Source organism: Mesorhizobium waitakense (assembly GCF_056431085.1).
On sequence record NZ_JBWKME010000127.1, the window covers coordinates 19,805 to 32,009 of the forward strand.

The 12,205-nt window shown below is 62.2% G+C and carries 13 protein-coding genes; 2 read left to right on the forward strand and 11 right to left on the reverse strand.

Annotated elements, in window-relative coordinates; translation table 11 throughout:
• Nucleotides 1-3: 3 nt before the first annotated feature.
• The 11 genes from AC07FD_RS26050 to AC07FD_RS26100 form a co-directional block, all read right to left on the reverse strand.
• The gene (locus tag AC07FD_RS26050; RefSeq protein ID WP_478352164.1) at nucleotides 4-1,083 is read right to left on the reverse strand and encodes an amino acid ABC transporter permease; all 1,080 of its coding nucleotides are present in this window, start codon (nucleotides 1,081-1,083) and stop codon (nucleotides 4-6) included.
• A gap of 3 nt (nucleotides 1,084-1,086) precedes the next feature.
• Nucleotides 1,087-2,250 (reverse strand): ABC transporter permease subunit, encoded by a 1,164-nt coding sequence (locus tag AC07FD_RS26055; protein ID WP_478352165.1) that lies wholly within the window; start codon nucleotides 2,248-2,250, stop codon nucleotides 1,087-1,089.
• Nucleotides 2,251-2,329: 79 nt separating this feature from the next.
• Nucleotides 2,330-3,364, reverse strand: coding sequence for an amino acid ABC transporter substrate-binding protein (locus AC07FD_RS26060; RefSeq protein WP_478352166.1), 1,035 nt, complete (start codon nucleotides 3,362-3,364; stop codon nucleotides 2,330-2,332).
• A gap of 85 nt (nucleotides 3,365-3,449) precedes the next feature.
• Nucleotides 3,450-4,397, reverse strand: coding sequence for a LysR substrate-binding domain-containing protein (locus AC07FD_RS26065; protein WP_478352167.1), 948 nt, complete (start codon nucleotides 4,395-4,397; stop codon nucleotides 3,450-3,452).
• A gap of 83 nt (nucleotides 4,398-4,480) precedes the next feature.
• Complete coding sequence (locus AC07FD_RS26070; protein WP_478352168.1) at nucleotides 4,481-5,230, reverse strand: SDR family NAD(P)-dependent oxidoreductase; 750 nt, start codon at nucleotides 5,228-5,230, stop codon at nucleotides 4,481-4,483.
• 9 nt (nucleotides 5,231-5,239) lie between these two features.
• Nucleotides 5,240-5,950 carry an SDR family oxidoreductase gene (locus tag AC07FD_RS26075; RefSeq protein ID WP_478352169.1) on the reverse strand — a complete coding sequence of 237 codons (711 nt, stop codon included), beginning with the start codon at nucleotides 5,948-5,950 and terminating at the stop codon, nucleotides 5,240-5,242.
• Between the two features lie 281 nt (nucleotides 5,951-6,231).
• Nucleotides 6,232-7,020, reverse strand: a complete 789-nt coding sequence (locus tag AC07FD_RS26080; RefSeq protein ID WP_478352170.1) for a FadR/GntR family transcriptional regulator — start codon at nucleotides 7,018-7,020, stop codon at nucleotides 6,232-6,234.
• A 50-nt stretch (nucleotides 7,021-7,070) separates the two neighbouring features.
• Nucleotides 7,071-7,415: a RidA family protein gene (locus AC07FD_RS26085; protein ID WP_478352171.1), complete on the reverse strand. Its 345-nt coding sequence runs from the start codon at nucleotides 7,413-7,415 to the stop codon at nucleotides 7,071-7,073.
• A 13-nt stretch (nucleotides 7,416-7,428) separates the two neighbouring features.
• Complete coding sequence (locus tag AC07FD_RS26090) at nucleotides 7,429-8,235, reverse strand: SDR family NAD(P)-dependent oxidoreductase (RefSeq protein WP_478352172.1); 807 nt, start codon at nucleotides 8,233-8,235, stop codon at nucleotides 7,429-7,431.
• Nucleotides 8,228-9,070, reverse strand: coding sequence for a shikimate dehydrogenase family protein (locus tag AC07FD_RS26095; RefSeq protein ID WP_478352173.1), 843 nt, complete (start codon nucleotides 9,068-9,070; stop codon nucleotides 8,228-8,230). Before AC07FD_RS26095 ends, AC07FD_RS26090 begins: the two co-directional genes overlap by 8 nt.
• A complete protein-coding gene (locus tag AC07FD_RS26100) occupies nucleotides 9,045-9,935 on the reverse strand; it encodes a 2-hydroxy-3-oxopropionate reductase (protein WP_478352174.1) in 891 nt (296 codons plus the stop codon). The genes AC07FD_RS26095 and AC07FD_RS26100 overlap by 26 nt, the downstream gene beginning before the upstream one ends.
• A 112-nt stretch (nucleotides 9,936-10,047) precedes the next feature.
• Here AC07FD_RS26100 and AC07FD_RS26105 point away from each other — a divergent pair, with 112 nt between their 5' ends.
• Both AC07FD_RS26105 and AC07FD_RS26110 read left to right on the forward strand, forming a co-directional pair.
• Complete coding sequence (locus AC07FD_RS26105) at nucleotides 10,048-10,791, forward strand: HpcH/HpaI aldolase family protein (protein WP_478352175.1); 744 nt, start codon at nucleotides 10,048-10,050, stop codon at nucleotides 10,789-10,791.
• 28 nt (nucleotides 10,792-10,819) lie between these two features.
• On the forward strand, nucleotides 10,820-12,037 hold the full coding sequence (locus AC07FD_RS26110) for an NAD(P)/FAD-dependent oxidoreductase (RefSeq protein WP_478352176.1): 1,218 nt from the start codon (nucleotides 10,820-10,822) through the stop codon (nucleotides 12,035-12,037).
• The last annotated feature ends 168 nt before the right edge of the window (nucleotides 12,038-12,205 follow it).

Here is a 12,205-nt window from a genome sequence, read left to right on the forward strand (position 1 = left end):
TCCTTACCGTTCGCCGACGGACATGCGGCGCTCGAGATAGGCGCCGTAGCGGGACAGGCTGAAGACAAAAACGAAATAGATCATGGCGATAAAGACGTAGACTTCGACATACGCGAACCGCCATTCCCCGGTGCCGTAGGCGGCATTGCCTGACGCCAGGATCTCGAAGAAGCCGACAATGACCACCAGCGAGGTCTCCTTGAAGGAGATGACGAACTGGTTGATCGTTGCCGGCAGCGCGTTGCGCATAGCCTGGGGCAGAAGGATGCGGCCAATGCGCTGCCAATAATTCATGCCGAGAGCCATGGCGGCCTCTTCCTGTCCACTGGGAACGCCCTGCATGCCACCCCTGACGATCTCGGCCTGGTAAGCGGAGAAGAACAGGGCCGAGCCGAGGATCACCCGGTACAGTTTGTCGCCCTGCAGCCATTGCGGCAGCGCGAAGGGCAGGACTATGGCGAAGGTGAAGAGGATCGAAATCAGCGGCAGCGACCGTACCCCATCGATGATGAGGCCCGTGGTTCGGGATATCCAGGGCAGGTCCGACCGTCGCAGCAGAGCCAGGCAGATCGCCAGCGGGAAGCCGATCAGGCAGGTGGTCACGAAGATGAACAGGGTCAGCGCCAGGCCGCCCCACGCTTCTTCGCCGACATGGGCAAGACCAAGTACGCCGCCTTTCATCAGGAAGTAATAGAGCGCTGCTCCGGCTCCCCATACGAGCGCGATCCGCCTGCCAGTCCAGAACGACGGCATGCAGCTCAAGACCGTCATGACAACCACTGTCACGCAGGCCAGGGCCGAACGCCATTGCTCTTCGTAGGGGTAGAGGCCGAACAGAATGATCCGCCATCTGGCTGATATGACCGACCAGCACGCTCCAGTTGCTGCCTGGCAAGCTTCCGGCCCGCCGCTGGTGGTGAAGACGGCCGAAAAGATAGCCCAGTTCAGGAGCTTCCAGCCCAGGAAGACCATGATCGCCAGGGAGACCAGCGACAACAGCGCCTGAAGCGGCGTCGCAAAGAAGCGTCGCCTCAGATCTTCGAGCTTACCAGGGGCGGGGGGCGCGACAATGACCATCTCCATCTCTCATCCCCTCAGTTGATTGCCCTTGAGGGCGATTGCCTTGTTGAGGCGATTGAACATGGCGGCCAGGCTGAGGTTGATGGCCAGGAAGCCTGCCATCAGGATGCCAATCGCTTCGAGCGTCTGGCCGGAATGGTTGATCGCCAGCGCAACGATCATGAAGAAGTCGGTGAAGCCGATCGCTATGCCCATCGTGGTCGCCTTCATCAGCCAGACATACTGGTTGGCCAGAATCGGCAGCATGGCGCGCAAGGCAAGCGGAAGCCGCACGAGAATGAAGACCCGCCAAGAGCTCAGGCCGAGCGAAAGTGCCGCTTCGACCTGGCCTTTGCCGACGGCCTTGAACCCGCCGCGCACGATCTCGGCGATGTAAGACCCGCCATAGATGGCGATGGCGATGGCAAGTGCTGAAAATTCAGGTCCAATGCGCAGGCCGCCGCGCAGGTTGAGACCCTGTAGCGCCGGAAAATCGATCAGCGGCACATCGGGCAGGCGACCGGCCACAAGGATGATGGCCGAGCAGGCGAGCGCGCCTGCGGCGCCTGCCAGTTGAATGACGAGCCGCTCGCCCACCGGCTTGTCGAGCCGGGACGTTCTGCCCAGCCAGATCGGCAGAACGATTGCCGCGATCACGGCCACTATGGCCGCGGCAAATGCCGTGCCGCTCACGTTCGGGACCGGCACATAAAGCCCGCGGCTGGTGAGAAGGAAACCCCATGCTTCATGCGCGGTGCGCGGAGGGGGGAGATGCGTAATGAGCGCGTACCAGAAGAAGACCTGGAGGATCAGCGGGATGTTGCGGAAGATGTCGACATAGGTGCGGCCGAGCAGTCTCGCCAACTCGTTCGACGAGGTGCGCGCCAGGCCAACGATCGCGCCGACGATCGTCGCGAGCATCAGACCGACCGTTCCCAGGAACAGCGTGTTGATGATGCCGATGAGGAAGTACCACCAGTAAGGATCGTTCGCCGTGGCCGGCAGCAGCGAGAAATTCACATCCCAGCCCGTCGACTTGAACAGAAAGTCGAAGCCTGAGGTTATGCCTTGCTGGGCCAGATTCCGACGCGCGATCACGACACCGGCAAGCACCAGCGCGGCGATCGAGCCGACATAAAGGATCTGCAACAGCGCGTTGCGGACCTTTTGATTTCTCAGCAGGCTGCCCATTGACCGACCTTTCCCGAATTGCCGCTGCTCCGCCCAGCGAGAGCCGGGCGGAGCCTTGAGCGAGGGGTTCAGAAGGGGATCAGTCGATCACCAGCGGGAACAGGACGCCGCCATTGTTCCAGAGGTTGGTGAGCTCGCGGTCCATTTTGTAGGGCGAGTCTTTGCCGAGATCGCGATCGAAGATCTCGCCGTAATTGCCGACGTTCTTGATCACGTTGTAGGCCCAGTCGTCGGAGAGCCCCAAACCCTTGCCCATGCCTGGCGTGACGCCGAGGAACTTGGCCACCTGCGGCGATGTCGGCTTGGCCTTGATCTCATCGACATTCTTCGACGTGATACCTTCCTCTTCGGCGAAGATCAGGGTGCTCAGCGTCCAGTTGGCAATGTCGACCCAATTGTCGTCGCCTTGCCGCATGATCATCACTTCAGGCTCGACCGCGAGCACGTCGGGCAGAATGACATGGTCCTCGACCTTACCCTTGGCGATACGGGCAATGGCGAGCGTCGGTCCCCATTGCGCATAGAGATCGCAGCGGCCGGAGAAATAGGCCTGTTCGAGCTCTTCGGTCTTTTCGATCAGCACCGGCTCGAGCTTGATGCCGAGCTTGGCCGTATAGGCGGCGACCTGCTGCTCCTGCGAGGTACCGGCCGGAATGCAGATCGTGCCGCCAGCGGCGTCCTTGAGCGACTTGAGGTTGAGCTCCTTGTGCGCCATCACCTTGGTGGTTCCGAGGTAATAGGACATGGAGAACTGCAGGCCGAGTTCGGTGTCGCGGCTCAGCGTGCCGCCGGAAGCCTTGATGATGATATCGACATCGCCGGACTGGAGCGCCGGCCAGCGTTGCGCCCAGCTGATCGGCACGACCTTCAGCTTCGACGGATCGCCGAACACGGCCGTGGTGACAGCCTTGCAGAGGTCGATGTCCATGCCCTTCCAATTGCCCTTGTCGTCGACTTCGGCGAAGCCGAGATAGGAGCCGTCGTGGCCAGTACAATTGAGCGTCCCGCGGGCCTTGACGGCTTCGAGCGTCTTGCCGCCGGCAGCTTCAGCCGGCGCCGCGAAATGCACGAGGCCCAGGGCCATGGCAGCGGCCCCCCATTTCATCATTTTCATTTGATATCTCCACTGTTGAGGTTGTTCCGTTTCTTGTTGTTGGAGCTCCGAAAGAAGGCCGTCGGAGCCCGGTCTCGAAGCCGCTTCAGTCGGCAAGCGGGGTCGGTTTAGGCAAGGAGATCTTGAGGTCGCTCCGCCAATCCTGCTGGGCCAGCCAGCGATGCAGGGCGGCCACCGCCTTCACGCGCAGATGCCCGCGCGGGACGACCAGGTAGAAGCCCGGAACTTCCTCCGGCCTCATATCGGCGATGGCGTCGCGGCCGATCGGCGCGACCAGGGCGCCAGCCCGGAAATCTTCCTCGGCGTCGATGACGGAGACCAGGCCAACACCAATGCCTTGAAGTGTCGCCCGGCGCATAGTTGCCGCGTCGTCGAAGCTGATGCTGCGGTCGCCATCCGTCAGTTCCACGCCAAGGTGGCGCAATATGTCCGGCCACAGCCGCTTCGACTTGACGGTGTCGAGCAATGTGAACCGCGTCAGGTCATGCGCCGACTTGATCTTCTCGCCGATCGCCGGCGTGCAGCAGATGATCTTCGGGTCCGGCACCAGCAGCGTGGTCTCGTAGTCCGGCCAGTTGCCGTAACCCCACTGCACCGTCATATCGATATCGTCACGCCCGAAATCGGGCAGGTCGACCATCGTCGTCAGGCGCAGATCGGCGCCCGGCAGGATTTCCCGGAACAGCGAAAGTCGCGGCAGCAGATAATGCGTGGCGAAGTAGGGGCTTGCATTGAGGTTGATGCGGTCGCGGTAGTTCGATTTGGTGACGCGGCGAACGCCTTCCGAGAACTCGTCGAAGCCGGCTTTGACATAGTGCGAGAGGAGGATGGCCGACTCGGTCAGTTCGATCGATCGGCCCTTGCGCTCGAACAGCGTGACCTGAAGCGTGTCTTCCAAGAGCTTGATCTGCTGGCCGACCGCTTGCGGTGTGACCAACAGTTCATCCGCCGCCTGCCGAAAGCTCTTATGCTGCGCGACGGCGTGGAAGACGCGAAGAGCATTCAGCGAGGGAAGGCGCAGCTTGCCGGTCATCGAAAATTTCGCTCCTTCCGCTTGAGGCTCCGTTGATCATGCACTGTCGTATTCCGGCCGCCGCCGGCTGCGTAGAACCGCTCTTAGGCGTAGATGTAACCACCTGAAACAATTACGTTTTCGCCGGTCATGTAAGTGTTCTTGGGGCCGCCCGTCATCAACACCCATTCGGCAATCTCGGTCGGTTCGGCGCCACGGCCGAGCGGGCTTGCCTTGGCCAGTTCCTCGAGGAAGCCGAGGGCCTTTGCCTTCTCGGTGGCCATGCCAGCCGGCGCGACGGAATTCACAAGGATGCCGTCCTTGGCCACGTGGTGGGCGAAGGAACGGGTGAGGCTGACCACAGCCGCCTTCGTCGCCGCATAGTGGGCGTTTTGCGGATGCGCCTTGAAGGCGTCGACCGACGTCAGGTTGACGATCCGGCCGCGCACATGGGCTTTCGGCTCCTGTGATTGCATGTGGCGAACGGCGGCTACCATCATGTGGTAGGTGCCCTTGATGTTGATGCCGTTGGAGGCATCCCAGTCGGCGTCGCTGATCTCGAGCAGCGGGCGGCGCGGATAGATCGCGGCGCAATTGATCACTGTGTCGACACGGCCGAGCTTCGAGACAATGGCATCGAAGGCCGTATGGCACTGCGGGCCGACCTGGATGTCGCAAGCCGCTGCGGCGGTCGGCAGACCTCTGGCCTTCGCCGGTGCGAGCGCCGATTCCGCTGCCTGCTGATTGATGTCGATGATGCAGATCTTCGCGGCGCCAGCGTCAACGGCCATCTCAGCCAACAGCGCGCCGAGGCCGGCGCCACCACCCACGATGAGAACGGAAAGATCTTTCATCCTGTTTTCCTATTTGGTGCCGCTTGGCGAAGTCGGCCAAGTCGGCATGATGTCGAAACGGGTAACGTCGGCCCATGCTGGGAGCGCAAGCACCGCGACGACCATCCTGGCCACATCATCGGGTTGCACCACCTTCGCGGCGTACATGGCCGCGCGCGCCTCGGCGTCGAGAATGTCCTTGTAGAGCTGCGTCTCGACACGTCCGGCGACGATCTCGGTGACGCGGATACCAGATGGGGAGAGGTCGGTGCGCAGTGCCGCAGCAAAGCCGGAGATCGCCGCCTTGGTGGCTGAATAGACCGCAATGTTGGAGAATGGCGCGTGGCCCGCAACGGAGCCGGTAAACAGTATGTGCCCCGACTGGCGCTCGCGCATCTTGGGCACGACAAGACGGGTGAGCAGGATCGCGGCGCTCAGGTTCACTTCCAGCGTGGTGTCGATGTCGGCAATTTTCATGTCGGCGAAATTGCCGAGCGGCGGCATCATGCCGGCATTGTTGATCAGCACGTCGATGGTGAGATCGGCCAGCACCGATTCCAGCGCTTCGCGGTCGGTGATGTCGACGGCAATCGGTACGATGCCGGGCCGCTCGGCCTGCAACTCCTTGAGCGAAGCCTTGCTGCGTCCGACCGCATAGACCTCATAGCCGGCATCGCTGAGCGCGATCGCCATCGCACGCCCTATGCCGCCCGTCGCACCTGTGATGAAGGCTGTCGTCACGTGGGCTTTCCCGTTTGCCTGACTTTCAGTGTGCGGCGCAGGCCGGCGTCGCGAAACCAAGAAAAGCAGCAAAAAGGAAAGATAAACTTTCGAAAGCACTTTTCACGTTCCAAACATTCTACGCCGCCCACGCAACGGCGAAGGCCATAAACCATGGGAAAGCAACGTCTTCAGCGCGCAGAAGACCTCTTCAGCCGAGTGATTTGGCAAAAACATGGCTTTCGCAATGCGTGGCTAATTCGGCTTCGCGCGATTGCCTTGCGATGGAAACCGCGCCAGCTCTATCCGCTGGTCGCGGAGGACCTTTTCATATCGGTGAACAGCGAAGCCGCGGCGGCTTTCTGATCAGCCTCTGTCGCTTCGATGCCCGAGGCTTTCGCCAGGGCGCGCACGCGTCCTAGACTGTTGTGCAGGTGCTTGCGCATGGCCTGGCGGGCTGCGCGGCCATCCTGCTTTTCGATGGCGTCGACGATTGCCCTGTGCTCGCTGTGGATGCGCGCGTAGTAGGCGTCCTTGCGGTCGGGAGCGACGACGTAGCCGAGCTGGAAACGCGGGACGATCATCGGCCTGAGGTAGCTCAGGAAACCATGGATGAATTCATTGCGCGCCGCCTTGGCGATCGCCAGATGGAAGTCATAGTCGTAGTGGATCTGGACGATTGCCGGATCTGCCTGCTGGGCATCGACCTGTTCCATCAGCGCACGGATGCCGTTCGCCTCCGCATCGGTTCGCCGTTCCGCGCAGAGCCCGGCGGACTCCACTTCGACACTCAGTCTGAGTTCGAGCAAAGCGATGGTTTCCGGCAAGGTTCTCAAAGCCTCGTCCGGTATCGAAAAGTTGCGTGGCGCCGGTGTTTCGCTGACGAACATGCCGCGCCCTTGCTGCGGCACCACCATGCCGTCGGAACGCAGACGCGCCACCGCTTCCCGCACCACGGTGCGGCTGACATCGTATTCGGTGCAAAGCTCCGCCTCGGTCGGCAATTGCGCGCCAGGCGAGAGCTGTCCGGAACGGATCTTTTCGGACAGGCTCTCCGCCACGACGGTGGAAAGCGGCTTGCGCTTCGTCATCAGTCTCCCTCTCGCCAGATTCGGGATGATGCCCGAACCAGCAGGACCATTCAAACCGCCGCCGTGACGATCAGTTCGACCAACATTCCGGGCTTGGCCATGCGTCCTTCGCCGGACGAACGCGCCGGCGCATGCTCTTTCGGCACCCAGGTGTCCCACACAGTGTTGACCTCCTCGAAATCCCTGACATCGTCCAGCCACATCTGCACGTGCAGGATGCGTGTCTTGTTGGTGCCTGCCTTGGTCAGCGCATCGATCTTGCCGAGCACCTCGCGCATCTGGTCAGCCGCAGACTGGCCCGGTTTGGCGACCTGGCCGGTGAGATAGAGTGTGCCGTTGTGGATGACGCCATGGTGGATGCGGGTGTCGAAGTCGAAACGCTTTATGTCGCTCACGAAATTGTCCTCATCAGATAGCCGGCGTCTGCCGGATGGGGTTTCCCTGCAGGTATTGCGCGTAGGGCGCTTGCACGAGCCAGCCGGCATCGACAGGCAAGGTGACGCCGGTTATCGACGCCGCACGGTCCGAGCAGAGGAACAATGCCGCCTCGGCAACATCGCGCGGCTCGACGAAGCGGTGCAGCGCCGTGGTCGCCTGGATGGCCTCGGGATTGCGCTCGCCCTTGGCTATCTTGGTCTTCAGCCCATCGGAAAGTGTGTAGCCGGGCGCCACGGCATTGACGCGGACCCCATGCGGGCCGAGTTCGGCCGCGAGGATCTGGGTTAGCGCCAGCACCGCATGCTTTCCCGGTGTGTAAGCGGGGAGGGAGAGTGGCGCAAAAGAGGCGAGTGAGCCAACATTCAGGATGGCGCCACGCCTGGCAGCCGACATCAGGCGGCCGAAGACCTGGCAGCCCAGAAGCGTGCCGCGATAGTTGATGCGCCACATCTTCTCGTCTTCGTCGAGGTCCTGGTCGAGGACATACTTGCCGCTCTGCAGGATGCCGGCGCAGTTGACGACTACATGAGGCGTGCCGAACTTACTGACAACAGATTCCGCCAACGCTTCGACCGATGCGGGATTGCTGACATCGGTCTGCACGAACAGGGCATGCGGTGCGCCCGCTACTTCGCTGGCGCCGGCTGCCTCCTTGCCGCGTGGCCCGTCCCGGCCCGCGACGACTACTTGATAGCCATCCTCGGCGAAGCGCAGCGCGATGGCACGGCCGATGCCGGAAGTGCCGCCGATGACGACAGCGGTCAGCGTCTCAGCCATTGCCGCGGTCCTTGCGCTCGATGTCGAAAAAGGCGGACATGGCTTCGACCTGGAAATCCATCATCGGGCGCCCCGGCTGGATTCGGCAGCCGATCTCTTTCGCCGCCTTGAGCAGCGCCGTCTCCGCCGGTTCCATGATGATGTCGACCACCGTCATCTTCGGCGTCAGCTTGGTCACATCCATTGGCAACGGATCGGTGGCCTTCAGCCCCGAAGGCGTCGCGTTGATTGCCATGTCCATGCCGGAGGGATCGGGCTCTCCGACCTCGATGCGGCAGTTTGGAAAGGCCTTGCTGACCAGTGCCGCTAGCTTCTCAGCGCGATCTCTGTCGACGTCGGTCAGGCGGATCTCCGCCGCACCTTCCTCGGCCAAACAATAGGTCAAGGATGCACCGGCGCCGCCGGCGCCGACCTGAAGGATTTTCCGTCCGGCAATTTGGTGCTCGCCCGCCTTCAATCCGTCGATGAAGCCGACGCCGTCGAAATTATCGGCATACCAGGTTCCGTCTGCTTGCCGGCGCACCGAGTTGGCGCTTTGCACGCGTGCGGCCCGGTCGTGCGCGGCGGCGCATTTGTGATAGACCGGGACCTTGTAGGGCACCGAGATGATGACGCCGCGGATGTTTTCCGCCGCCGTGATGCCGGCCCAGAAGGTATCGAAACCCTCCGGACGGCAACTCATCGGCACCATCAGGCTGTCGAGCCCTTTCTGCTCGAAAATCTCATTGAACATGCCAGGACTCTTCGCATGGCCCACGGGGTGGGCGAGCATGACGAAGATTTCTGCCTTTCCGGTTCCGCGCATCGGTTCATTCCCTTTCGTTTGACAGTTCATGATTACTCAAGGTCTCGAGCGCCTGGACCAGGGACGAGTGGTCGGCCTCGGCACCTCCCGGTCGGGCCGAACGGGCACTCATCAGCTGCTGCGCGATCGCCGTGCCTGGCAGAGATACGCCAAGCGCGCGGGCGCTTTCCAATGCAAGATTGAGATCCTTCTGGTGCAGCTTGATACGGAAGCCAGGCGCGAAAGTCCGCGCGATCATGCGCTCGCCATGCACTTCCAGCACGCGCGAGGAGGCAAAGCCGCCCATCAGCGCCGCGCGCACTTTCGCCGGGTCGCAGCCGGCCTTGCTGGCGAAGACCAGCGCTTCGGCCACTGCCTCGATGTTGAGCGCGACGATGATCTGGTTGGCGATCTTGCAGGTCTGTCCGGCGCCGTTGTGCTCGCCGATCAAGGTGATGTTCTTGCCCAACCTCTGGAAGATCGGCAGTGCCCGTTGGAATTCGGCGGCCGGCCCGCCGACCATGATGGTGAGGCTCGCCGCCTTGGAGCCGACCTCACCGCCTGAGACCGGTGCATCGAGATAGCGGGCGCCCGCTGCCCGCAATTTCGCCGCGAAGTCCGCCGTGGCGATCGGGCTGATCGAGCTCATGTCGATGACCAGCTTGCCCGGTGACAATCCTTCCAGGACCCCGTTCGGCCAAAGCAGCACGCGCTCCACGTCTGAAGTGTCGGGCAGCATGGTCACGACGATCTCAGACATTCGTGCCACCTCCGCGGCGGAGCCGACGACCGCTGCTTCCAAGCCAGTCGGGAGAGGGGAGCGATTGAGGACCGTGACGATCTCATGTCCGGCCTCGGTGAGATGCCTTGCCATCGGTGCGCCCATGACACCCAGCCCGATGAACCCGATCTTCATTCTTCACTCCCGTATGAACCACACGCCGCGTCTTGCAGTCGGATTAGGCCATATGATATAGGACATCATACAAATTTGAACGTCGCTTTGTCCATGGGAGTTTGATCGCAAAATGCAGGAGCGCCTCAACACGCTAAAAGCCGCCGTGACCGCCGGCCGTGCCCACATCGGTATCTGGTGCTCGCTGGCTTCGGCCCTCACCACGGAGATCGTGGCGGGCTCCGGAGCCGGCTGGCTGCTGATCGACGGCGAACACAGTCCCAATCATCTGCGCAGCATCATGGCGCAGTTGCAGGTCGTGGCTGCCTTCGACAGCGAGGCGGTGGTCAGGCTTCCTTCGGACGACCCTAATCTGATCAAGCAGGCAATGGACATCGGAGCCCGCAGCCTGATGATCCCCAATGTGCGGACGGCGGATCAGGCCCGCGCCATCGTCGCCGCTATGACCTATGCGCCGGGCGGTTTCCGCGGTTTCTCCGTCGGCCACCGCGCCAATGCCTTTGGCCGCATCGCCGGCTACCATGCCAACGCACGCGCCCAGCAGCTTCTCGCCGCGCAGATCGAAGACGAAACCGGCGTCGCCAACGCCGCCGAGATCGCCGCGGTCGACGGCGTCGACGTCCTCTTCGTCGGACCCGGCGACCTCTCAACCAAAATGGGTGCCATGGGCAGTCCCGGCGCGACTCATGTCCAGGAGCGATCGCCTCCGTGCGCAAGGCAGCATCCGCAGCAGGCAAGGCCAGCGGCATCCTGGCGCCGGCAAAAGCCGATGCCGACCGCTACCTCGCCGACGGCTTCACCATGGTTGCGGTCGGCTCCGACCTCGGCCTGCTGGCGCGGGGTTCGGACGCGCTGATAGCTTCGTTCAAGCGGTAGGAAAAGCCATGGCGATCCCCCCTTACAAAGCACCATCGCGCACCGCCTACGACATCGTCATCGTCGGCGGCGCGGTCATTGGTTCGTCGACCGCCTACTGGCTGAGCCAGGCCTTGTGCAACGGCGCCTCGATCCTCGTGGTCGAACGCGACTCCAGTTATGAGTTTTCGTCGACAGCGCTGTCTACCAGCGCGATCCGTCAGCAATACTCCAATCCGATCAATGTGAAGATCAGCCAGTTCGGCATCGAAATCATCCGCGGCTTCCGGGAGCGGATGGCTCCCTTCTACAAGGACGAGCCGGCGCCCGACCTCGGCTTTCGCGAACATGGATATCTCTACTGCTGCTCGCCTGAGGGCGTCGAAGCGGCCCGCGAGCGCGTAGACCTGCAGCGCAGCCTCGGAGCCCATACGGTCTTCCTTAAGCCGGGCCCGCTGAAGGAGCGCTTTCCCTGGCTCAACGTCGAGGATCTCGGCGGCGGTTCCTGGGGTTCCCGGGAGGAGGGCTGGTTCGATTCCATGGGCATGATGAACGGTTTCCGCCGGGCCGCCCGCGCCAGCGGCGTCGAATACATCGACAACGCCGTGACAGGGCTGGATATCGCCGATGGGCGGGTCGTCTCGGTCCGTCTCGCGACCGGTAAGGCGATCGCCTGCGGAACACTGGTCAACGCCGCGGGCCCGAGAGCACAGCAGGTGGCCGCCATGGCCGGCCTGTCCATCCCCGTCACGCCCTACAAGCGTTACAGCTTCGTCTTCGCCAGTGCCAATCCGATCCCTGGCCGGATGCCCAATGTCATCGATCTTTCCGGCACATTCGTGCGCCCGGAAGGCGAGCTTTTTCTCACCGGGAACACACCGCAGGGCGACGGACCGGCCGACTACGACGACTTCGAGATGCACCATGAAGAATTCGATGATTACATTTGGCCGACGCTTTGGCATCGCATTCCTGCCTTCGACGCATTGAAGGTCCAGACCAGTTGGACCGGCCACTACGAATACAACATGCTCGACCACAACGGCATTGTCGGCTTCCACCCGGAGGTGACCAACTTCATGTTCGCCAACGGTTTTTCCGGGCACGGCCTTCAGCAGTCGCCGGCCGTGGGCCGGGCCGTGTCGGAATTGATTGTCCACGGCGCGTTTCAGACGCTCGATCTGTCGCCATTCAGCTATGAGCGCATACCGCGCAACGAGCCGTTCCTGGAAGAAGCAGTGATTTGAGGTGAGGGGCTGTCTGGGTTCCGATCTGTCACCGGGACCGCACCAGCTTCGTCTGGCATCTCTTCGCCGTCCTATCGGAGTTGGCAAGCTGCAGATAATTCGACTGCGATTTCCACTTCGGGCAAATAGGATGGCGATGAAGGTTCCATATCAGATAGGCCTGATGGT